At 71.8% G+C, this 22566-nt stretch carries 16 protein-coding genes; 2 read left to right on the plus strand and 14 right to left on the minus strand.

Annotated features, from left to right (window positions below; all coding sequences use genetic code 11):
• Nucleotides 1–66: 66 nt before the first annotated feature.
• The 6 genes from ACWC24_RS26930 to ACWC24_RS26955 all read right to left on the minus strand — a co-directional run bounded on the left by ACWC24_RS26930 (nt 67) and on the right by ACWC24_RS26955 (nt 7073).
• Nucleotides 67–1659: a solute symporter family protein gene (locus ACWC24_RS26930; protein WP_450665455.1), complete on the minus strand. Its 1593-nt coding sequence runs from the start codon at nt 1657–1659 to the stop codon at nt 67–69.
• Nucleotides 1656–2225, minus strand: coding sequence for a DUF485 domain-containing protein (locus ACWC24_RS26935; RefSeq protein WP_450665456.1), 570 nt, complete (start codon nt 2223–2225; stop codon nt 1656–1658). Before ACWC24_RS26935 ends, ACWC24_RS26930 begins: the two co-directional genes overlap by 4 nt.
• Nucleotides 2226–2294: 69 nt before the next feature.
• Complete coding sequence (locus ACWC24_RS26940) at nt 2295–2978, minus strand: response regulator transcription factor (protein ID WP_450665457.1); 684 nt, start codon at nt 2976–2978, stop codon at nt 2295–2297.
• On the minus strand, nt 2975–4126 hold the full coding sequence (locus ACWC24_RS26945; RefSeq protein WP_450665458.1) for a sensor histidine kinase: 1152 nt from the start codon (nt 4124–4126) through the stop codon (nt 2975–2977). The genes ACWC24_RS26940 and ACWC24_RS26945 overlap by 4 nt, the downstream gene beginning before the upstream one ends.
• Nucleotides 4123–4647 (minus strand): DUF1453 domain-containing protein, encoded by a 525-nt coding sequence (locus ACWC24_RS26950; RefSeq protein ID WP_450665459.1) that lies wholly within the window; start codon nt 4645–4647, stop codon nt 4123–4125. The genes ACWC24_RS26945 and ACWC24_RS26950 overlap by 4 nt, the downstream gene beginning before the upstream one ends.
• Before the next feature lie 305 nt (nt 4648–4952).
• On the minus strand, nt 4953–7073 hold the full coding sequence (locus ACWC24_RS26955) for a DNA gyrase/topoisomerase IV subunit B (RefSeq protein WP_450665460.1): 2121 nt from the start codon (nt 7071–7073) through the stop codon (nt 4953–4955).
• Between the two features lie 442 nt (nt 7074–7515).
• Here ACWC24_RS26955 and ACWC24_RS26960 point away from each other — a divergent pair, with 442 nt between their 5' ends.
• Nucleotides 7516–7746 (plus strand): DUF7455 domain-containing protein, encoded by a 231-nt coding sequence (locus ACWC24_RS26960; protein ID WP_450665461.1) that lies wholly within the window; start codon nt 7516–7518, stop codon nt 7744–7746.
• Between the two features lie 285 nt (nt 7747–8031).
• Here ACWC24_RS26960 and ACWC24_RS26965 read toward each other — a convergent pair whose 3' ends face one another.
• The 8 genes from ACWC24_RS26965 to ACWC24_RS27000 form a co-directional block, all read right to left on the minus strand.
• The gene (locus ACWC24_RS26965; RefSeq protein ID WP_450665462.1) at nt 8032–8907 is read right to left on the minus strand and encodes a S1 family peptidase; all 876 of its coding nucleotides are present in this window, start codon (nt 8905–8907) and stop codon (nt 8032–8034) included.
• Between the two features lie 134 nt (nt 8908–9041).
• A complete protein-coding gene (locus ACWC24_RS26970; RefSeq protein ID WP_450665463.1) occupies nt 9042–10592 on the minus strand; it encodes an RNA polymerase sigma factor in 1551 nt (516 codons plus the stop codon).
• A gap of 434 nt (nt 10593–11026) precedes the next feature.
• Entirely contained in the window at nt 11027–11914 is an 888-nt protein-coding gene (locus ACWC24_RS26975; protein WP_450665464.1) for a FadR/GntR family transcriptional regulator, read from the minus strand.
• A gap of 162 nt (nt 11915–12076) precedes the next feature.
• Nucleotides 12077–14782: an ATP-binding cassette domain-containing protein gene (locus ACWC24_RS26980; protein WP_450665465.1), complete on the minus strand. Its 2706-nt coding sequence runs from the start codon at nt 14780–14782 to the stop codon at nt 12077–12079.
• Between the two features lie 127 nt (nt 14783–14909).
• Entirely contained in the window at nt 14910–15668 is a 759-nt protein-coding gene (locus ACWC24_RS26985) for an NUDIX hydrolase (RefSeq protein WP_450665466.1), read from the minus strand.
• A 156-nt stretch (nt 15669–15824) separates the two neighbouring features.
• Nucleotides 15825–17723, minus strand: coding sequence for a glycogen debranching N-terminal domain-containing protein (locus ACWC24_RS26990; RefSeq protein WP_450665467.1), 1899 nt, complete (start codon nt 17721–17723; stop codon nt 15825–15827).
• Between the two features lie 690 nt (nt 17724–18413).
• Nucleotides 18414–18590, minus strand: coding sequence for a hypothetical protein (locus tag ACWC24_RS26995; protein ID WP_450665468.1), 177 nt, complete (start codon nt 18588–18590; stop codon nt 18414–18416).
• A gap of 47 nt (nt 18591–18637) precedes the next feature.
• Entirely contained in the window at nt 18638–20143 is a 1506-nt protein-coding gene (locus ACWC24_RS27000; RefSeq protein ID WP_450665469.1) for a DUF4192 domain-containing protein, read from the minus strand.
• Nucleotides 20144–20358: 215 nt separating this feature from the next.
• On the opposite strand from ACWC24_RS27000, the gene ACWC24_RS27005 reads away from it, so the two are divergent.
• Nucleotides 20359–22524: a RecQ family ATP-dependent DNA helicase gene (locus ACWC24_RS27005; protein WP_450665470.1), complete on the plus strand. Its 2166-nt coding sequence runs from the start codon at nt 20359–20361 to the stop codon at nt 22522–22524.
• Nucleotides 22525–22566: the final 42 nt, after the last annotated feature.

Consider the following 22566-nt stretch of genomic DNA (forward strand, 5'->3'; position numbering starts at 1 on the left):
CCGTACGTCGACAGTGGCAGCGGCAGCGGCAGCGGCAGCGGCAGCGACTGGACGGCCGGAGCGGTGCTACACGGCCCCCGCTCCCGTCAGCGACCGCACCTCGATCTCCGCGTGCTTGGCGTCGTCCGGTGGCTCGGCCGAGGTGACGGTGCCGAGCCAGCCCGCGACAAACCCCAGCGGAATCGAGACGAGCCCGGGGTTCTGGAGCGGGAAGTACTGGAAGTCGACACCCGGGAACAGCGACTCCGGACTGCCCGACACCACCGGCGACAGCACGACGAGCGCCAGTGCGGGAACCAGCCCGCCGTACACGGCCCACACCGCGCCGCGCGTGGTGAAGCCGCGCCAGAACAGCGAGTAGAGCAGCACCGGCAGGTTCGCGGACGCCGCGACGGCGAAGGCGAGCCCCACGAGGAACGCGACGTTGAGATCACGGGCCAGCAGTCCGAGCCCGATCGCCAGCGCTCCGATGCCGACCGCGGCGGTCCGCGCCACGGCCACCTCGCTGTACGGTTCCGCCCGTCGGCGGCGCAGCGACGCGTACAGGTCGTGTGCGACGGAGGCCGAGGACGCGAGGGTGATCCCGGCGACCACCGCGAGGATCGTGGCGAAGGCGACCGCGGCCACGATCGCGAACAGGACCGTGCCGCCGGTGGAGTCCGCGCCGCCGCCCAGGTCGAGTGCCAGCAGCGGGACCGCCGTGTTGCCGGCCGCGTTGGATGTCCGCACCGCTTCGGGCCCCACGATCGCGGCCGCCCCGAAGCCGAGGACGATCGTCATCAGATAGAAGCCGCCGATGAGCCCGATCGACCACACGACCGAACGCCGTGCCGCCCGCGCGGTGGGCACGGTGTAGAAGCGGGACAGGATGTGCGGCAGTCCTGCCGTGCCCAGCACGAGCGCCAGCCCCAGGCTGATGAAATCGAGACGGGCCGTCCAGTCCCCGCCGTACTTCAGTCCCGGCGCCAGGAACGCGGACCCGTGGCCGCTGCGCTCGGCCGCTGTGAGCAGCAGTCGGTCGAAGTCGCCGTGGAACCGCGTCAGCACGAGAACGGTCAGCACGACGGTCCCCCCGAGCAGCAGCACCGCCTTGACGATCTGGATCCAGGTGGTGGCCCGCATACCCCCCAGCGACACATAGATCACCATGAGCGCGCCGACACCGATCACGGTCCACGTCTGCGCCGCCGCACCCGTCCGCCCGAGCAGCAGAGCGACCAGGCTGCCCGCGCCCACCATCTGCGCCACCAGGTAGAGAACGGACACGGTGACCGAGGAGGTTCCCGCCGCGATCCGCACGGGACGCTCCTTCATCCGTGCCGCGACCACATCGGCCAGTGTGAACCGGCCGCAGTTGCGGACCAGTTCCGCGACGAGGAACAGCACGAGCAGCCAGGCCACGAGGAAACCCACCGAATACAGCAGGCCGTCGTAGCCGAACAGCGCGATCAGACCGGAGATTCCGAGGAAGGACGCGGCCGACATGTAGTCGCCCGCGATGGCGAAGCCGTTCTCCATCGGCGAGAAGAGGCGGCCGCCGGCATAGAACTCCTCGGCGGAGCCGTGCCGGTTGCGGCTCACCCACGTGGTGATCCCCAGCGTCACGGCGATGAAGACGCTGAACAGCACGAGCGCCAGCGTCTGGTGATGACCCGTCACGACCTACCGCCCCCGACTCCGCGGGTCAGTTCCTGGGTGTCCCAGCGCAGTTCGAGCGCGGCCCGGTCCCTGTGCAGCCGAGCGTGCCGGGCGTAGGCCCAGGTGAGCAGGAACGTGGTGAGGAACTGTCCGAGCCCGGCGAGCATCGCCACGTTCACGGCGCCCGCCACCGGCCGCGCCATGAAGCCCGGCGCTGTCGTCGCGGTCACCACGTACGCCACGTACCAGGCGAAGAAGGCGGCGACGGCCGGCACCACGAACCTCCGGTACCGACTGCGTACCTCCTGGAAGGCGGCGCTGCGCTGTACCTCCAGGTAGACGTCCGCCATGGCCCACGCCTCGTCCTGCGGCTCCTCCCGCTCCTCACGGGCCCGCGGAACGGAACCCGTCGGCAGGCGGCCGACGTCCGCCTCACCCCAGTCCGAGGCGAGCACGTCGTACCAGGGGTCGTCGTACGGCAGGACCTCCGGCGCCCCGGCGTGGTCCGGGGCAGGCCGTTCGTGATTCTCGTCGGGACTCTCGGGACCGCCCTCGCCTCCGCGCGGGTGCCCGTTGCTTGACTGCATACCCAAGCATGGACAGAACGGGAACATCCCCGACTCTTCTTCCCTCTGCCCTTCACCCCATCAGGTGACTCAACCCGCTGGTGGGCGCGCCAATCCCTTCGCAAACGCATAACGCACCGCCTGAGCACGGTCCTTGAGTCCGGTCTTCGCGAACAGGTTGTTGATGTGGGTCTTCACGGTCGCCGTGGAGACGTGCAGTCTGCGGGCGATCTCCTGGTTGCTGAGTCCTTCGGCGATCAGGGTCAGTACGTCGGTCTCCCGGGCCGTGAGCCCGTCGGGCGCGTCGGCGGGCACCGCCGGAGCCGGTTCGGGCTCGGACAGCCGCTCCAGCAGCCGCCGTTGGATGCTCGGCGCCAGTCCCGCGTCACCGGACAGCACGCTGTGCACGGCCCGTACGATCTCTTCGCCTCCGGCGTCCTTGGTGAGATAACCGCGCGCCCCTGCCCGCAGGGCCGGAAACAGCGAGTCGTCGTCCGCGAAGGTCGTGAGCACCACCACGTGCGTCCCGGGATACTCCGAGCGGATCCTCCGCGTCGCCTCCACTCCGTCGCAGCGGGGCATACGCAGGTCCATCAGGACCACGTCCGGCGCGAGTTCGGCGACCAGTCGCACCGCCTCGTCCCCGTCGCCCGCGGAGCCGACGACCTCGATCCCTGGCAGCAGCCCCAGAAGCATCACGATGCCCTCCCGGACGACGGTCTGGTCGTCGGCGACCACGACCCGCGCAGGCTTCGGTGCCGTCCCGTCGCTCATGTCGGCACCTTCAGCGTCACCACGAACCCCTCCTCACCCGGACCGGCCCGGAGCGAACCGCCGAGCAGTTCGGCGCGCTCCCGCATGCCCAGCAGACCGTACCCGCCTCCCGCCTCGGAGAGTTCGCCCGGCGAGCCGCCCGAGTCCCTCACGTCCAGAGTCACTTCGTGCGCCCGGTAGTCGAGCCGGACCCGGACCTCGGCGCCCGGAGCGTGCTTGCGGACGTTCGTGAGGGCTTCCTGGGCGACCCTGCGCACTGCCTGGGACGCCTCGGCAGGAAGCGGTCTGCGCTCACCCGTTATGGTGACCTCCGCTCCGTCGGCCGCCCGGACGAGTTCTTCCAGATAGTCCTCCAGCGGTGTCATCTCCCCGCGCAGGGCGGACAGCGCCTGCCGGGTCTCGGCGAGCCCGTCGCGGGCCATTCCGCGGGCCGCCACGACCCGTTCGAGGATCCGGTCCCGGTCGGCTCCCCGCTCGATCAGCAGCCTGGCCGCCTCCAGGTGCACGAGTTGCGCCGAGAGACTGTGGGCCAGCACGTCGTGGATCTCCCTCGCGATGCGGGTCCGCTCCGCCAGCGCCGCGGATTCCGCCTCGGCGGCCCGTGCCGCCCGCTCCTGGGCGAGCAGTCGCTGGGCGCTGCCGCGGGCCTCGGCGTCCAGCCGCAGGACATAGCCGGCGAGGGCCATCCCGGTGACGGTCGCGGCGGTCGTCAGCCAGACGTCGTTGTTGACGGCGGCGAACGAGGCGAGGGCGACGGAGGCGACGGGCAGCGCGGCGCCCAGGGGCATTCTCTCCAGCGCGGAGATCGCGCAGCCGCACCACAGGACGAGGGCCGGCCCGTCGAAGCCCGCGAACTGGGCCAGCACCGCCATCCCGAGCAGCGGGACGACCAGGACGAGCGACGGCACGAGCCGGTGCAGGAGAGTGGTCCGCCAGAATCCCCAGGCGAGTGCTCCGGTCACGGCGATCCCCGCGACGGCGAGCACGTTGCCCCAGCCGTGCACGTGCTTGCTGTCGAACACGCTCCACAGCAGCATCCCGAGGACCAGGACGCGGATGCCCCAGGACATCAGGCGCCTCGGCCGCGAGAGGCCGTTGCGGCCCAGTGCCTCCGGGGACGGCCAGCGCGTCCAGGCATTGCGCGTCATACCCGCTCCTTCCGCAGGGACAGAAGCACGCCGTCACCGCACGTCACGGTCCGGGCATCCGCCGAGGCCACGGCCCGCGCCCGCAGGACCAGGATGCCGGAGCGGACCAGCAGGGTGGCCGCGAGGCCGAGCATCAGGACCGAACCGCCCTGATGCACACCGAGTGCCAGGCCGAGCCCGAAGAGGCCCGCGCGCAGACCGATACCGACGATCCAGACGGCCACGCCGGCCCCGGTGCCCTTGCTCCACACGGCACCGCCGGGCTCCACCCATATCCGGGTGGTCCAGGCCCAGCCGGCCCCCACGGCCAGTCCGATGAGGAGTTCGACGCCCAGCAGCAGCACCGCCGCCGTGCGGTGGTGAACGTCGAGTACGTCCGGTTCCCGCAGCGCCACCACGGCCAGGATCACGGGCAACAGCCACCAGCGCCGGTCGGCGTCGACGCGACGTGCGCGGAACTGCCGTACGACCACCACGACGACCACGGCGACGATCAGCAACGCGTTGACCAGCCCGGACATCACAGCCTCCGTGGGCGCAAGGGGAGACCGACAGCGAGTGCCGTCGACGCCTTCGACGCTACGGAAATCCGCGGAACAGCAGATCGGAGCCGGGGTGGATCACGGGTGGATCCCGCAGGCTCACCCTTTCCACCCAGAGGTGGAGACGGCCTCGACGACAAGGCGAGGCCGTACCGAGCCCACCGGCGGTGGGCTCGGGTCCGCGCCTGCCGGAGCCCGCCCCGGCAGGCGCGGACCCGAGCAGGTTCCTGATCGGGCCGACCGGACCCGGACCTGCTCCGGTCCGGTCCGCTCCCGGCGCCCCGCTACGCGTCGATGCGCGACCGGTCCAGCGTCGCCGCCGAGCTCGAGATGAACTCCTTGCGGGGTGCCACGTCGTTGCCCATCAACAGGTCGAAGACCTGCTCGGCCGATTCCAGGTCGGAGAGGTTGATACGGCGCAGGGTGCGGTGGCGCGGGTCCATGGTCGTCTCGGCCAGCTGGTCGGCGTCCATCTCGCCCAGACCCTTGTAGCGCTGGATGGAGTCCTTGTACCGGATGTTCTTGCTCTGGAACTCCATGAGCTTGTCGCGCAGCTCACGGTCCGAGTACGTGTAGACGTACTTGTCCTGGCCGCGCTTCGGCTGGGTCAGCTCGATCCGGTGCAACGGGGGCACGGCGGCGAACACCCGGCCGGACTCGACCATGGGCCGCATGTAGCGGTGGAACAGGGTCAGCAGCAGGGTGCGGATGTGGGAGCCGTCCACATCGGCGTCGGTCATCATGATGATCTTGCCGTAGCGGGCCGCCTCGATGTCGAAGGTCCGGCCGGATCCGGCTCCTATGACCTGGATGATCGCACCGCACTCGGCGTTCTTGAGCATGTCCGTCACGGACGACTTCTGCACGTTGAGGATCTTGCCGCGGATCGGCAGCAGCGCCTGGAACTCGGAGTTGCGGGCGAGCTTGGCGGTGCCGAGCGCGGAGTCTCCCTCGACGATGAACAGCTCGCTGCGGTCGACGTCGTCGCTGCGGCAGTCGGCCAGCTTGGCGGGCAGGGAGGAGGACTCCAGAGCCGTCTTGCGGCGCTGAGCGTCCTTGTGCTGCCGCGCCGCGATGCGGGTCCGCGCGGCGGCGACGGCCTTCTCCATGACCACCCGGGCCTGGGCCGCGTCGTCACGCTTCGTGGAGGTCAGGAACGCCTTGAGCTCCTTGGAGATCACGGTGTTCACGATGCGGCGGGCCGCCGAGGTGCCGAGGACCTCCTTGGTCTGACCCTCGAACTGGGGTTCGGCGAGACGGACGGTGACGACGGCGGTCAGACCTTCCAGGGCGTCGTCCTTGACGATGTCGTCCTCGGCGACGCGCAGCAGCTTCTTGGCGCGCAGGACCTCGTTCATCGTCTTGGCGACGGCCTGCTCGAAGCCGGCGACGTGGGTGCCGCCCTTGGGGGTGGCGATGATGTTCACGAACGACTTGAGCGTCGTGTCGTAGCCGGTTCCCCAGCGCAGCGCGACATCGACGCCGAGCTCCCGGGTGACCTCGGTCGGCGTCATCTGACCGTGGTCGTCGAGGACCGGGACGGTCTCCTTGAAGGTGCCCTGCCCGGTGAAGCGGAGGACGTCGCAGACGGCCTTGTCGGTGGCCAGGTACTCGCAGAACTCGCTGATGCCCCCGTCGAAACGGAAGGATTCCTCACCCTTGCTGCCGCCTTCCCCGAGGCCGTACTCGTCACGGACGACGATGGTCAGGCCGGGCACCAGGAACGCGGTCTGGCGGGCGCGCTGGTGGAGGTTCTCCAGGGAGAGCTTGGCGTCCTTGAGGAAGATCTGCCGGTCCGCCCAGTAGCGCACGCGCGTGCCGGTGCGGGTCTTGGCGATCCGCTTGGTCTTGCGCAGACCGCCCGGCTCGAACTTGGCGTCGGGACCGTCGGCGGCGAACCCGCCGGGGACACCGCGCCGGAAGCCGATCGCGTGGGTGTGCCCGTCGCGGTCCACCTCGACGTCGAGCCGTGCCGACAGGGCGTTCACCACGGAGGCGCCGACGCCGTGCAGACCACCGGAGGCCGCGTACGAGCCGCCGCCGAACTTGCCGCCCGCGTGCAGCTTGGTCATGACGACCTCGACGCCGGACAGGCCGGTCTTGGGCTCGACGTCGACCGGGATGCCGCGGCCGTTGTCCCGCACCTCCACCGAGCCGTCGTCGTGCAGGATCACCTCGATGTGGTCGCAGTAGCCGCCGAGGGCCTCGTCCACGGAGTTGTCGATGATCTCCCACAGGCAGTGCATCAGACCGCGACTGTCGGTGGACCCGATGTACATGCCCGGGCGCTTGCGTACGGCCTCGAGACCCTCCAGGACGAGCAGGTGCCGCGCGGTGTAATTGGAACCGTCCCGGTCTGCTCCTGCCAGCAGCGCTGTGGACGGCACGGACGTTTCGGCGGTCACGCGGTTCGCTCCTCGCTGAATTTCAAATGAGGCCCCTGTGGGTAAGGGCGCGGCTTGGGTTGCCGCCAAGAGGGTACCGAGGCCTGGTAGAGCCGTTGTAACGCCACCCTGCTTCCGAACTCACAGTAGTCCAGGGTCGCATACACGTTCGATCCCTCGATGGAGTGAAGTACATATCACGTTCCCTTCGACGCATGAACCATTTAGGCTCCGGGCACGTCCTCATGAACAAACCGGCAACCCGGCCGGGAGGACCTGACCATGACCGAACGTGCGAAACCGTAAGCCGACAGACACGCAATACGGCACATTCGCCGCCAAACCGGCAGCAGCCTGCCACCTCGGAAGAATCTTTCGAGGAAAAGCCACGAGCGGGAACGTTTTGGGGCTGGTTGGATGTTGACCCTGGTACGACAGCTCGTCGAGCTAGAGAAGAGGCGACGTGACTACTGTTCTGACCCCCGCGAGCCCGCTGACGGCCGCTGATCGCTGCGACCGCTGCGGCGCCCAGGCATACCTGCGCGTCGTCCTGCTGAGCGGCGGAGAACTGCTCTTCTGCGCCCACCACGGCCGCAAGTTCGAGCCGGAACTCAAGAAGATCGCCGCTGAGATACAGGACGAGACGGAGCGGCTGACCTCCGTTCCCGAGTCCGCCGCCGCCGAAGAGCGCTGACGCTTCGGACCGACGACGAGCCAGCTCCGGCACAGGCCGGCGCACGGGCGGTCGCCCCTGAACCCAGGGGCGACCGCCCGTCTCGTCATCATGACTCTCCGCACACCGGCAAAGACCCGGGGCCTGCGGCCCGGCGACCGGTCCACCGGCAGAGCCCCGGAGCCCGCCGCCCGGCCACGGTGCACCGGCTGAGCCCCAGAGCCAGTGGACGGTGACCATCGGCCACCGTGCGGGCCGTGCCGCCCGGCCGCCGACGCCTATGGCCCCGGCAAGGCCCTGAGGGCGTCACGCGGCGTCATGCCCACGCCCTGTCCGACCGGCACCGGTCCCGGCTTGTCCCAGCACCCGTACGACCTCGGACACGCGCGTGTAGACACCGGGGCTTCCAGCCCGTCCGCAGCCGCTCCCCCACGACACGAGCCCGATCAGCTTCCCCCCGGCCACCAGCGGGCCGCCGCTGTCCCCCTGGCAGGCGTCCCGGCCCCCCGCGGTCTCCCCGGCGCAGAGCATGCTGGCCGCGAGATAGGTCCCGTCGGCACCGCCGCGCGGATAGGCCTTCTCGCACCGGGCGTCCTCCAGCACGTGCACCTGCGCGGCCCGCAGAGTGTGCACATAGTCGCCGGCGCCGGAGACATCGCCCCATCCGTAGACCGTGGCGGCCGTACCGGGTGCGTATCCGGGATCCTTCTCGGCGGCCATCTTGATGACCGAGCTCGCGGGCAGCGGCTCCGCGAGGGTCAGCACGGCGAAGTCACCGGCGTTACTGACACTGTCGTAGTCCGGATTCACCCAGGTGTCGCGCACGGCTATCTCCTGGCCCTGGATCGTCGACAGCAGGTCGGTACGGTTCGCGATGACCTTGAGGTCGTCGGCACGCCCCGACCCCGTCCCCAGCGCCTCGTCGCCCAGGCAGTGGGCGGCGGTGAGGATCTTGGCCGAGCCGATCGCCACCCCGCCGCAGAATTGGCCCGCTCGCGTACCTCCGAACCGGTCAACGCTCGACAGTGCCACCGTCCACGGACTGGTGGACACATCGACGGGGAATCCGCCGACGACGATGTTGTCGGCGGACGCGGAAGCGGCGGACACCAGCGGCATGGCGGTCGCCACGGCCGCCAGCACCAACGGCCGGGTCAGGGCCCGGACAGAAAGACGCCTCATGCACGTTCCTCACTCTGGGGTGGTCGTGGGAGACCCAGAGTGATCCAGTGCGGCGCGGCGCGCATGCGCACACGGACGCCGAAGGCCCGGTCCTCCTCGGGAGAACCGGGCCTTCGGCTTCGTACGACTACGGTCTAGTCGAGGTAGTCGCGCAGCACCTGGGAACGCGACGGGTGACGCAGCTTGGACATCGTCTTGGACTCGATCTGCCGGATGCGCTCACGCGTGACGCCGTACACCTTGCCGATCTCGTCGAGGGTCTTCGGCTGACCGTCGGTGAGACCGAAACGCATGGAGACGACGCCCGCCTCGCGCTCGGACAGGGTGTCGAGGACAGAGTGCAACTGCTCCTGCAGGAGAGTGAAGCTGACCGCGTCCGCGGGGACGACGGCCTCGGAGTCCTCGATGAGGTCACCGAACTCGCTGTCGCCGTCCTCGCCCAGCGGGGTGTGCAGGGAGATGGGCTCGCGGCCGTACTTCTGGACCTCGATGACCTTCTCGGGGGTCATGTCGAGTTCCTTGGCCAGCTCCTCCGGGGTGGGCTCGCGGCCCAGGTCCTGGAGCATCTGGCGCTGCACGCGCGCGAGCTTGTTGATGACCTCGACCATGTGCACCGGGATACGGATGGTGCGGGCCTGGTCGGCCATGGCGCGGGTGATCGCCTGACGGATCCACCAGGTGGCGTACGTGGAGAACTTGTAGCCCTTGGTGTAGTCGAACTTCTCGACCGCGCGGATCAGGCCGAGGTTGCCCTCCTGGATGAGGTCCAGGAAGAGCATGCCGCGGCCGGTGTAGCGCTTGGCCAGGGAGACCACCAGACGGAGGTTGGCCTCCAGGAGGTGGTTCTTGGCGCGGCGGCCGTCCTCGGCGATGATCTCCAGCTCGCGCTTGAGCTTCGGCGCCAGCTTGTCGGCGTTGGCCAGCTTGTCCTCGGCGAACAGGCCCGCCTCGATGCGCTTGGCGAGCTCGACCTCCTGCTCGGCGTTGAGCAGGGGGACCTTGCCGATCTGCTTGAGGTAGTCCTTGACGGGGTCCGCGGTGGCACCGGCGGCCGCGACCTGCTGGGCGGGCGCGTCGTCCTCGTCCTCGTCGGAGAGCACGAAGCCGGCGCTCTCGGTGCCCTCGGGCTCCTCGGCGCCACCCTTGACCTCTTCGAGGGCCTCGTCCTCGACGAGGTCGGCGTCGTCCTTCTTGGCGCTGGTCTTCTTGGCCGCCGTCTTCTTGGCCACGGCGGTCGTCTTCTTCGCCACGGTCTTCTTGGCGGCGGTGGTCTTCTTCGCTGCCGCCTTCTTGGCGGTCGCGGCTTCCTCGGCGGAATCGGCGGTGGGGTCGGCCGGGGACGCAGCGGCGGCCGTGGTGGCGGTGGCCTTCCTGGTGGTCACCGTCTTCGCCGCAACCGTCTTGGTGGCGGTGCGCTTGGCCGGACTCTTCGCAGCGACGCTTTTTCGGGTGCGCTTGGGCTCCGCGGCACTGACCATCAGCGTCACACCCTCTTCCTCGAGGATCTGGTTGAGGCTGCGCAGTACGTTCTTCCACTGAGTGGCCGGAATCTGGTCAGCTTCGAAGGCCCGACGCACGTCATCGCCGGCGATCTGCCCCTCAGCCTTTCCCCGCTCAATGAGCGCCATGACAGAGACGGACTCGGCGATCTCCGGCGGGAGCGTACGGGATGTGCTGGCCGACACGAACAACCTCTCGGAACGTTGGAAAACGGCTTCCGGCCCCGTCCACGACGGACAGGAGCCGACCACCGGCCTGGGGATGGGCCGACGGCGCGGGCGGGGGCCGGGAAGATTCACAGCGCCGGATACGGCGTCCGTATTCCCTCCGCGGCAGTCACCTCTTAGGTCATCGCGTTGTCTCCATGAGCGTTACGCCCAATCTGCGTGGCCCGAGTCACACCCCTTAAGCGCTCAAAAGCGTCCAGATGTGGACAATAAGTGTCACCCGGGTTACCACCTGGCGTCGACTCCGGCACACCCTTCGTCCCGTCGCACCGCCGGACCCCGCAGGAACCGGGGCTCCTGCGGGGTCCGGCGGAGCACGGTACGCCGACCGGGTGATGTCACAGGAGGGGGGAGACATCTCCGGCCGGATCGCGCCTGGGGCACGGTCGCGGTCAGTGCTCGCGCGGCGCGGGCACCACACGGTCCACCTCAGGGTGGGTGGTGAGGAGCAGCCGCATGGCCGACTCGGCCGCCGCGCCGTCGCCCTCGGCGAGGGCTTCGACGATCCTGCCGTGGTGGGCCAGGGACGCCTCGGTCGGCCGGTCACAGCCCGCGACCGGGCCTCCGGAGACCTGAAGGGCGGCGGACACGATCCCGGAGAGGTGCTCCAGCATGCGGTTGCCCGCGACCTGGATGAGCAGCGAGTGGAACTCGGCGTCGGCCCTGGAGAAGGTGAGGGCGTCACCCTGCCCCATGGCATGGCCCATGATCTCGACCATGTCCCCGAGCCGCTGCTGGACGTCCTCCCGGCCGTGCCCGGCGGCGAGCCTGGCGGCCAGCGGCTCGATCGTCCAGCGCAGCTCGCTCAGCTCGCGGCGCTGATCGTCCCGCTGCGGCCCGAAGGCCCGCCACTCGATGATGTCCGGGTCGAGGAGGTTCCAGTCACTGACGGGGCGCACGCGCGTGCCCACGTTCGGGCGGGCGCTGACCAGGCCCTTGGCCTCCAGGACGCGGAGCGACTCGCGGACGACCGTCCGGGAGACCTCGAAGCGCTGCCCGATCTCCTCGGGCACCAGGGGCCGGTCGGCGCCCAGGTCGCCGGAGACGATCATCTGGCCCAGCTGCTGGACGAGTTGGCCGTGCAGTCCGCGGCCGCGGCTGCCCGCGGCCCGCCGGCCCACGCGGCCCAGCTCCGGCTCGGCTCCCTCCCATACGGTGGTTCCGACCCGTTCACCGGCGGAAGCCTCGGTGTAGGGATAGCGGTCGAGTTCGCCCGGGCCGACGAGGCCGGAGTCGGCGGAGCGGGCGACGGTCATCATGGTGTGCGCAAGGGTACTCACGGATCCTTTGTCGGCGCCGTCTACAACTCCCTTGAGGTCTTTGGTGAAAAGCACACGAAAGGGTGATCGCTCACCCCGTCGCAATTGACGCCTTATCGGAAAGAAATGGGCGCACTCCGGGGAGTTGTGCGCAGGCCGGGATGGGAAGCGCACGATCGGTGATCATCGAGCCCTGCTGCGCAGGATCATGAGCAGATAGGCGCAGAGCAGCGCGGTGAGCGACAACGTCATTGCGCCACCGACGGGTTGGACGATCACGCGGGCCACTCCCGCCAGATACCGCTCCCCCCCGAAGGGCCACTGCCACAGGAACACCTCGCGCAGTCGCACCGAGAGCCCGGCCGCTCTCCGTACAGACGCGCCCTGAAGGACCTCCTGTACGAGCGGTACGACGACGACGGGCACCGCGACCACCGCGGCAAGCCCTGCGGAGGTGGACCGGAAGACGCCCGCCGCCAGTACGCCGGCCCAGGCACAGCCGACCACGAGCCCGGCCCAGGCGAAGCTCAGCGAGAACCAGTCGGCGGGAACCTGGGCGAGCTCTCGTCCGTACACGACATAGAGCGCTTCCGCGTCGCAGCCCACCGTGAGGAAGGCCAGCAGCAGCGCGGTGACCGCGGAGACGAGGAGCTTGGCGGCGAGCAGTCCGAGCCGCCTGGGCACGGTGCCGCGATCCGCCGCGAGGGCGGGATGGCGGAACTCGTCCCCGAAGGCGAACGCACCGAGCAGCCCGGCACCCAGCGCCGCGGGCGGCAGCGGAAGCTCCCGCGGCCAGGCCGCCAGCAGCCGCGGTGGGGAGGTGTGGCCGGCGCGTGCCAGGAGTACGGCGGTGAGAGCCGAGGCGACAAGCACGGCGGCGGCCGTGAAGAACCCGGTGCCGATGCCGGCGGCACGGCGGAGTTCGTAGCGAAGGGGGCGGAGGGGACTGGGGGCGGGGCGGACGGAGATCGGGGGCGGGAGTTCGGACAGCGAGTCGAGCGCGCCCGGCCCGACGGGCCGGGGGGTGCGCGCCGCGGTCCGCGGACCGGGTGTGCGCGGGGGGTGGGTGCCCGATCGCCCCGAGGCGCCCGCCCCGTCGGGCGTGGGAGGCTCGGCTGGCGTGGGTGACGTGCCGGAGGCGTGCGGTCCGGCGGTCCCCGACGAAGGTGTGCCGTCAGGGACCGGCCCGGCGGACGCAACCGCCTGCGCCCCCGTGGAGACCGCCGCTTCGGCGGCCTCCGACACTGCCGTTCCGGAAGCCTCCGGCACTGCCGCTCCGGGCGCCTCGGTCAGCACCACGACGGCATGCGTCTCCCCGGCGTCGGACAGCTCCCTCGTCTTCGACGCCTCCCGGACCCTGGGCGACTCATGGGCGTGGGTCGCCTCCCCGCCGCCCGGGACGGTCGCCGTACGGGGATGCGGTGACGTGGCCGGGAACGGAAGCGGTGCGTCGGTGCGCCGGGGTGGCTCGTCGGCGAGTGGGGCGGATGCGTTGGCGAGCGGAAGTGACACGGCGGCAACGGCGGCAGCGGACCGCCGTCCGTCGACGGACGGTGACCCGTCGACGGACGGGCGCGACACGTCCACGGACGGCTGCGGTACGCCGGCGGACTTCGGCTCGCCCACGGACGGACGCGGTACATCGGCGGACGGATGCGGTACGTCGACGGACGGCGACTCACCCATGGACGGATGCGGTGCGTCGGGCGCGGGCGGCCCGCCGTCGGACGGATCCGGCCCATCGTCGTACGGCAGGTCGCCGACCGACGGGTGCGGCACATCGGCGGACAGCAGGTCCTCGTCGGACGGATGCGGCCGGCCGGCGGGGTGGACCGTGCCGTGTTCGAGGGAGGTCTGCGTGGGAGCGGGAGGAGGACCGACGGCGAGGGAGGCGGTGTCGGGGACGACGGGGAGCCTCCTCCCCCTCCAGCGGGTCCTCGTCCCCGGCTCACCCGCGTCGGGCAGCTCGCCGCTCCACGGGCCGTTCGGCCCGGCCTCGGCTCCGGGCCCCATGTCGCCGGTCTCGTCGGCGAGTTTGTGTACGAGGATGCCGTGCCGGAACGCGGTCTCGCCGACGTCGGCGCAGGTACTGCCGTAGACGCAGAGGCGATTGCCGCCGTCCTGCACGACCTCGACGGACCGCCGGGCGGCGCGGGCCTCCTTCGAGAGCGCGGCCGCGAGCCGGGTGGCCTGCGGGCTGCGGACGGCGACACGGGGGCGCAGCCGCGTGCGGGCGAAGTCCTCGGCCTCCTGGTCGGCGACGACCCGGCCCCGCTCCAGCGTGACGATCCGGTCGGCGGTACGGGCGGCCTCCTTGGGGTCGGCGGTGGTGAGCAGGACCGTGCCGCCTTGAGCGGCGTGCGCGCGCAGCATTCCGTGCAGCCACCGGCCCTCGCGGGCGTTGAGGCCCGCCGTGGGAGCGTCGAGCACAAGGGTGTGCGGGTCGGGGAGCAGAGCACAGGCGAGACCGAGGCGTCGGTCCATGCCGCGCGAGAGGGTGCCGAGGCGCTCGTGGCGCAGGCTGACGAGGCCGACGACCTCGAGGACTTCGTCGGCTCTGCGTGCCGGGACCCCGGCGGCGGCGCACAGCATGCGGAGGTGGCCGCGGACCGTACGGGCCGGGTGCCCCGGAACGTCGCCGAGCAGCACGCCCACCTCGTGCGAGGGATGGGGGATGTGGTGCAGCGGGCGCCCCCTGAAGTGGGTGACACCACGGCCGTGTTGGAGTTCGAGCATGAGTTTGAGAGCCGCGGTCTTGCCCGCGTCCGCTGCGCCGAGCAGCGTGGTCACGCGGCCCCCGCGCGCCTCGAAGGAGACGTCGTCGACCGCGGGCGGAAGGCCCTTGCGGTGGTTGCTGGTCAGTCCGAAGGCCTGGATCACCTGAAGCAAGATAGCGCGCAATGTCCGATTTGCCAGGTATCGCACGGCGTGCTGCGGCGGCAGACGACCGGTTGGCCCGGCGCCTGTCCGTCATCGCGGGACGGCCCGCCGCAATGACGGCTTCCGGCGGCCGGGTTCAGACCTCGGGGCGAAGCATCGGAGGGTTGAGCAGCGTGGCGCCGCCGGCCCGGAACAGCTGGGCCGGGCGGCCGCCCTGCCGGGTGGTGGTACCGCCGGTGGGGACCAGGAAGCCGGGCGTGCCCGTCACCTTGCGGTGGAAGTTGCGGGGGTCGAGTGCCACGCCCCACACCGCCTCGTAGACCCGCCGCAGCTCTCCGACGGTGAACTCGGTGGGGCAGAACGCCGTGGCCAGCGACGAGTACTCGATCTTGGAGCGGGCACGCTCCACACCGTCGGAGAGGATCTGGGCGTGGTCGAAGGCGAGCGGCGCGACAGGTTCGCCGTCACGGCCGTAACCGCCCTGCCGCAACAGTTCCTCCACGGGTGCCCAGCGCGCGTTGCTGGCGTCGCCACCGGCGCGGGGCGCCGGCAGATCCGGGGCGAGCGCGAGGTGGGCGACGCTGACCACACGCATCCGCGGGTCTCGCTTGGGGTCGCCGTAGGTGGCGAGCTGCTCGAGGTGAGCACCGTTGTCCTGGGCGGGGACGTCCGGGTCGTGGGCGCGCAGCCCCGTCTCCTCGGCGAGCTCGCGCGCCGCGGCCTGCGAAAGATCCTCGTCGTCCCGCACGAAGCCGCCGGGAAGCGCCCAACGCCCCTGGAACGGCGATTCCCCCCTGCGTACCGCCAGCGCGCACAGGGCATGGCGGCGCACGGTCAGCACGACCAGGTCCACGGTGACGGCAAAGGGCGGGAAGGCTGACGGGTCGTAGGGCATGCCGCGATCATAGTCGTCTTCCTGACGATAAACACTCCCTTCTTCGGTCCCATCGACGGCTGACGCACTCCGCTCGAAGAGCACCTCATGGCGGCCCACCCGCCCGGGCCGCCGCGGGACGGCGTGGTGCCCTGCGCGGTGTGACGCGGCCGGCGGTCACACTCCCAGCTGGAGTCCGTCGGCCGCCTCCTCGACCATGGCGAGGCCGGGTCTGCCGACCCGCACCGAGAAGGGGGCGCCCGCCACGCGCAGGCCGGTCAGGCCGATCTCGCCCAGGGGCGCGCTGCGCACGGGGCGCAGCATGACGGTGCCGGCCGGGGCGTCGGGGCGGATCCCGGCGAGGGTGGTCAGCATCAGGACCCCGGCGGCCGCCGCGACGGCCGCCGGGCGGCAGGCCGCAGGGTGCGGCACGGGAGCGCTCCCGTCGGCGCGCTGTTCGCCCGCGTACATCTCCGGCAGCCGGTGACCGAAGGCGTCGGCTGCCGCCAGGACTCCGCGCAGCAGTGAGGTCGCTTCCTTCTCGTACCCCGCGACGGCAAGACCCGCGACGGCCACGGCTGTCTCCTGGACCCGCACGGCACCGCCGCGGTGGCCGAGGGGGTTGTACCCCGCTTCATCGGCACCGAGCCCGCGCAGTCCCCAGCCGGAGTCCATCGCCGGGCCGCCGAGCAGTCGGGCGAGCTGCTCCGTCCGTACCTCGTCGAGCAGACCGGGTGCCAGTTCGCCTCCGCCGAGCAGGCCGGTATCGAGCAGGTGGACGGCGAAGGCTCCGAGGTGTGTCAGGAGACGTCCGTCGGAGGCACGCGCGGCCGCGGGCCGACCGCCGCCGGGCTGTTCTACCCAGAAGTCCTCCCGGAACGCGCTCCGCAGTGCTCTCGCCCACTGCCGCAGTCCGTCACCGCCGGGCCGTCCGCAGGCATCCAGCAGATCGGCGCCGAGCAGTGCGGCACGATGGGCGTGGGCCTGCGTCTCGCAGCGGGCGGGGCCGTCGGTCTGCGGGTCGTACAGGTAGGTCCCGTCGCCCACCGTGGTCCGCAGCCAGGTCAGACAGCGTTCGGCCGCCGGCAGCAACTCCTCGGTCTCGCGCTCGGGGAGCCCCCAGCGGCGCGCCTCGGCGAGAAGCACCGGGAACAGCACGGTGGCCTCGGTGGACGTACAGGTCGGAGGCAGCCGTGGGCCCGCGTCCCGCAGCGGGCCCGGGATCGCGCCCGAGCCCGGGTGCTGGGTGCGGGCGAGGACGCGCAGCGTGCTCGCGGCCAGCCGGGTGCCGAGCGGCAGAGCCATCCGGGCCGCGGTGAGCGCCTCCGCCGGCGCCAGGCCGCAGCGCCAGGGCACCCCGGCCGCGAGGTAGGTGTCGGCAGGGTGCGCCGGGTCGCGCAGCAACAGTGCCTGGAGGTCCTCGACGCTCACCCGCATCAGCGTCTGAACGCCCGGATGATCGCCGGTCGCCCGCGCGGCGGCGAGCGGGGCCGTCGCCGTTCGGCCGACCGCGCGGACGGGTCCGGCGCCGTCCGATCGCACGCGCAGTTCCAGAGTCGTCCTGCCTCCGGGAGGCAGTTCGATGTCCCAGCGCAGCAGTCCCGCCGAGGCCAGCGCGTCCGCCGGCGACGGATCGGCGGTGACGGCCGACGTGCCGAGGGCGCAGGACCAGCGCAGGCCGCCGTCATGGACGCTGGCGGGCAGCTCGGGCCCCGCGGTCCCGGCCGCGATGGCGCCCAGGTCGGCCAGGTCGGTGCCCAGGGCCACCTCTACCGGGAAACGCAGAGGGCGTGGCGAAGTGCTGTGCAGCGTGATCCGTTCTGTGCCGTCCGCGTGGCGGACCCGCTCGACGACGATGTCCGGATCGGGGCCGGCACCGGGCGAGGAGCGCAGGGTCCCCAGGAAGCGGGCCTGGTCCGCCGTGATCATCCGCGCCTGGACCGCCAGCGGTTCCCGCCCGGCCACGCGAACCTGACAACGGGACAGCAGGCGTCGGCCCGCTCGGTAGTAGCCCTCCAGTCCCCGGCCGGTGAGCTGCGCCTGGTCGGTGGAGATCGCGAGCCCGGGAAGAGCCACACAGATCAGCGCGGTGTGGGTGGGGGGCAGGTCGGTGGCCCGACGGGATGTGGGGGGCGGGGCCGGCTGCGGAGTCCCTCCTGGCACGGGGGTGGAGGGACGGCGGGCCTGGCCGCCGCGCGGGGGCGGAGCCCACGCACGGTCCGCCGGCCGGGGCGGCTGCGTCCGGCCTGTGGGCGCAAGAGGGGATGAAGGTGAAGCGGGTGATCCGCCTCCCAAAGGCCGGGCGGTGCGGTCCTGGTCTGCGGCCAGGTGGGTCTGGTCAGGGCTCCGGGGCGCGGGGAGCGGCCCCTGGCTTTCGGGCTCGGCTGCCTGGCCCTGGCTCACCGGTGCATGCGACAGCTCCTCCTGATGGACTGGCCCGGGCGAATGCCCCGGGTGCTCGGACACCCGCGACTGTTCCGGGCCCGGGGGCGCGGGCGGCTGGTTGCGGCCTGCACCGAAATCGTCCGCGGCCTGCGGATCCGCGCCGGGCGGGAAAGGTGGTGCGGGCTGCCCGGAGGCGAAGGGGGTATGGGCGGCGGAGGGCGGAGTGGGCTGGTGTCTGTGCATGCGGCGGCTTCTTCTGCGCTCTGTGCGCCCCTGGCGTGGGCGGCGCCGGGCGGAGTGCTGGGGCGGTACGTGGAGTTCGGCGGCGCGCCCCGACCACGCGTTCCGCCACTCAGGTGAACGGAATCGAGAACCCTCGGGTCACGGCCCTGCCGCGACGGCCCCACCGAATGGCGGTGTCACAGCACCCCCGGCTTCGGCTTCGGCTTCGGCTTCGGCTTCGGCTTCGGCTTCGGCTTCGGCTTCGGCTTCGGCTTCGGCTTCGGCTTCGGCTTCGGCTTCGAGGCACGATCCCGCGACTCGTTCCACCGCCGCCACTCGCGCGAGCGAGCGCGTCAGCGGCCAGGGGTCGTCGTCCCGACGACTCAGGCCTCCCCCTCGGTCTCGCCGCGGCCGAGGCGCACGCCCTCCGCGCCACCCGCACTGCGACGCCGCCCGACGGCTTTCCCCGTCCCGGCACCGGGCGGACGCGTGTGGCCCGGCGCAGTGGTACCGGCACGGTCCTCCGCCGTACCGGCCCGGCGGGCGCGACGTCGGCGCCGGGATCCCTCCGCCTGAGCGGGGGCGGCCACGGGGCTCGCGGCAGAACCCGGCAGCGGCGCGGCCACGTCGTCGACGACCGACTCGGTCGTCCCGTCCGAGGCCTGGACGTCGATCCCCGTAAGCCCCGCTTCGACCGCCTGCTCGGCCTGCTCGAGCGCGGGACGCCCGCGGCGCTCGCGTTCCAGGCGCTCGGCGCGCAGGCAGCGGCGGACCGACTCCGGATCGAGGCCATCGTTGCAGGCCTGGTGCAGCAGACGGGCGAAGAGGTACTCGGGATCGGCGCCCAAAGCCATGGCCAGCGCTTCCCTGGCCTCCAGCTCGTCGCCGGTCGACCATGCGACCCAGCCGGCCAGGGTGAGCGGGGCGGCGGCGTGTTCGCCGTAGGACCCTACGCAGCGGCGGGCGAGTGCGCGCCAGAGCCGGAGGGCGGGGCCGGCCTCGTCGCCCTCCATCCATGCGGCGGCCCAGTCGCGGGTGGTGCGGTCCTGAAGTCCGAGGATGAGCACCGCGGCTTCTGTGTGTTCCAGCAGTTCGTCGTCCCGGCCGTCGGCCCGGAGCGTGCCGGAGACGGCAGGCGCCTCGGCGTAGCGCCGCATGACCTGCCGGGCCAGCGCCATGGTCTCGTCGGCCACCAGGGCACGGCTCGTGTCGTCCAAAATCCTGGGGACCAGCTTTCGGCCTGCGCCGTCCAGGGCCGCCTCCTGGTCGAGCGCTGCCGCCGTCTCCCAGGGCAGCAGCCTGGCCCGGAGTTCGCGCAGGGTGCCGCGCACCTGGAGTCCGGCGTAGGTGGCCGCGGCGGCCAGTACGGAGGTTCCGGGCAGGCCCATGGCGACGCCTTCGGCCGGACAGCAGGCTTCGCCGGTGCAGCAGTACGACCACAGACGGCCGCCGGAGACGCACAGTGCCTCGACGACCGGTGCGTCGAGGAGACCGCACTCGAGACGGATGTGCTGGGCCAGGGGGCGCAGCCGCTCCATGACGTGTCGGCCCGATTCCCCCTGGCCCGGTTCCTGGCAGAGGTAGGCGACCATCTGCGCGGGCCGGTGGCCCCTGCGCTCGCTGCCGGTCACCAGTCCGTGCGCCAGCTGGCGGGCTGCCGAGGCCCAGTCGTCAGGGCCGGCCGGAATACCGAGCCGTGCCCTGCCGCCGAACCGGCCCCGGCCGCCCTGGTCGTGCAGGGCGACCAGGACGATGCTGTCCTCCGGTCGGTACCCGAGCAGATAGGGCAGGGCGTCGGCCAGCTCGGCCGGGGTCCGCAGGGTGACGTGGTGCGTGTCCGCGGGACCCGCGAAGGCGTGGTGCCGCTCCATGCCCGCGTGACGTGCCATGTCGCCGTTTTCGAACGGTCCAGTCGTTTCGCCGTGATTCGTCATGCGCCGACGATCTCGCGGATTGCGAGGTTCCGCTTGACCCTGTGGACAACTTCGATCAGGGACACATCAACCCGGCGGAAGCCCGACAGAAGCCCGACGGAGGTCCGACGGCTCCCGGCGCATCCCGACGCGGCCGCCGTCTGTCAGTGCGGTCGTGTTGTATGGACCGCATGGAGCACACGAGCAACGCGGACCTCCGGGCTGCCGCCGACACGGTCCTCGCCCGCCTCGTCGGGGACCCCACCGGAGCGGCCCGGCTGCGCGAGGACCAGTGGCGGGCGATCGAGGCGCTGGTCGCCGAGAAGCGCCGGGCGCTGGTGGTGCAGCGCACGGGGTGGGGAAAGTCCGCGGTCTACTTCGTGGCGACTTCACTGCTGCGGGCCCGCGGCAGCGGGCCCACGGTGATCGTCTCCCCGTTGCTCGCGCTGATGCGCAACCAGGTCGACGCCGCGGCCCGGGCCGGCATCCGAGCCCGGACCATCAACTCCGCGAACACGGAGGAGTGGGAGACCGTCCAGGAGGAGATCGCCGCCGGCACGGTGGACGTCCTGCTGGTCAGCCCGGAGCGGCTGAACAACCCGGACTTCCGGGACCATGTGCTGCCGAAGCTGGCCGCCGCCACCGGACTTCTCGTCGTGGACGAGGCCCACTGCATCTCCGACTGGGGCCACGACTTCCGCCCCGACTACCGGCGCCTGCGGACCATGCTCACCGATCTCCCGGCAGGCGTTCCGGTGCTCGCGACCACCGCCACCGCCAACGCGCGCGTGACCGCCGATGTCGCCGAACAACTCGGCACCGGGGGCACGTCGGACGCCCTGGTGCTGCGCGGCCCGCTGGACCGGGACAGCCTGAGCCTGGGGGTGCTGCCGCTGCCGGACGCCGCTCACCGGATGGCGTGGCTCGCCGACCGTCTGGACGAGCTGCCGGGGTCGGGGATCATCTACACGCTCACCGTGGCGGCCGCCGAGGAGGTCTCCGCCTTCCTGCGGCAGCGCGGGCACACCGTCGCCTCGTACACGGGAAAGACGGAGAACGCCGACCGGCAGCAGGCCGAGGACGATCTGCTCGGCAACAAGGTCAAGGCGCTGGTCGCCACCTCCGCCCTCGGGATGGGATTCGACAAGCCCGACCTTGGGTTCGTGGTGCACCTGGGATCGCCGTCCTCCCCCATCGCCTACTACCAGCAGGTCGGCCGTGCCGGTCGCGGTGTCGAGCATGCCGAGGTGCTCCTCCTTCCCGGGAAGGAGGACGAGGCGATCTGGGAGTACTTCGCCTCGCTCGCCTTCCCGCCGGAGGATCTGGTGCGCCGGACCATCGACGTGCTCGCCCGTGCGGACCGGCCGATGTCGCTGCCCGCGCTGGAACCGCTGGTGGAACTGCGCCGCTCCCGGCTGGAGACGATGCTCAAGGTCCTCGACGTGGACGGGGCGGTCCGGCGGGTCAAGGGCGGCTGGGTCGCCACCGGGCAGCCGTGGACCTACGACACGGAGCGGTACGCCTGGGTGGCGCGGCAGCGAAAGGCCGAGCAGCAGGCGATGCGCGAGTACGCGCGGACGACGGGCTGCCGGATGGAATTCCTCCAGCGGCAGCTCGACGACGAGGGTGCCAAGCCCTGCGGCCGGTGCGACAACTGCGCGGGTGCGCGCTTCGTCGCCGACACGTCCTCGGTCTCGGTGGAGGCCGCGCGGGGCGATCTGGGCCGGGCCGGTGTCGAGGTGGAGCCCCGTCGCATGTGGCCCACGGGGCTGCCGGCGATCGGTGTGGAGCTCAAGGGGCGGATTCCCGCCGCCGAGCAGGCCGCTTCCGGGCGGGCGCTGGGGCGATTGTCGGACATCGGCTGGGGCAACCGGCTGCGGCCGATGCTCGCGCCCGCGGCCCCCGACGGGCCGGTTCCGGACGATGTGGCGAAGGCCGTGGTGGGTGTGCTGGCCGACTGGGCGAAGGGTCCCGACGGCTGGGCCTCGGGCGCTGCGGACGCCCGGCGGCGCCCGGTGGGCGTGGTCACGGTCGCCTCCCGCACCCGACCGCGGCTGGTGCAGTCCCTCGGCGCCCGTATCGCGGAGGTCGGACGTCTGCCGCTGCTCGGAGGCGTGGAGTACGCCGGGGACGCCGCCGCGGTCTTCCGCAGCAACAGTGCCCAGCGCCTCAAGGCGCTCGCCGGAGCACTGACCGTGCCGCCCGCGCTCGCGGCCGCGCTGGCCGAGGCGGGCGGGCCGGTCCTGCTCGTGGACGACTTCACCGAGACCGGCTGGACGCTGGCGGTGGCGGCCCGGATGCTGCGCCGGGCCGGCGCTCAGGACGTGCTGCCGCTGGTGCTCGCCGTGCAGGGCTGACCGGACGCCGGACATGGGCGCGGGCGATCGAATGCGCCGCGC

The organism is Streptomyces sp. NPDC001443, assembly GCF_053597355.1.

Excerpts from the sequence above, each read along its gene's own strand:
- ACWC24_RS27000 (WP_450665469.1), bottom strand. The coding sequence starts at position 20,143 with ATGGCACGTCACGCGGGCATGGAGCGGCACCACGCCTTCGCGGGTCCC.
- ACWC24_RS26965 (WP_450665462.1), bottom strand. The coding sequence starts at position 8,907 with ATGAGGCGTCTTTCTGTCCGGGCCCTGACCCGGCCGTTGGTGCTGGCG.
- ACWC24_RS26950 (WP_450665459.1), bottom strand. The coding sequence starts at position 4,647 with ATGTCCGGGCTGGTCAACGCGTTGCTGATCGTCGCCGTGGTCGTCGTG.
- ACWC24_RS26940 (WP_450665457.1), bottom strand. The coding sequence starts at position 2,978 with ATGAGCGACGGGACGGCACCGAAGCCTGCGCGGGTCGTGGTCGCCGAC.
- ACWC24_RS26935 (WP_450665456.1), bottom strand. The coding sequence starts at position 2,225 with ATGCAGTCAAGCAACGGGCACCCGCGCGGAGGCGAGGGCGGTCCCGAG.
- ACWC24_RS26985 (WP_450665466.1), bottom strand. The coding sequence starts at position 15,668 with ATGCCCTACGACCCGTCAGCCTTCCCGCCCTTTGCCGTCACCGTGGAC.
- ACWC24_RS27005 (WP_450665470.1), top strand. The coding sequence starts at position 20,359 with ATGGAGCACACGAGCAACGCGGACCTCCGGGCTGCCGCCGACACGGTC.
- ACWC24_RS26945 (WP_450665458.1), bottom strand. The coding sequence starts at position 4,126 with ATGACGCGCAATGCCTGGACGCGCTGGCCGTCCCCGGAGGCACTGGGC.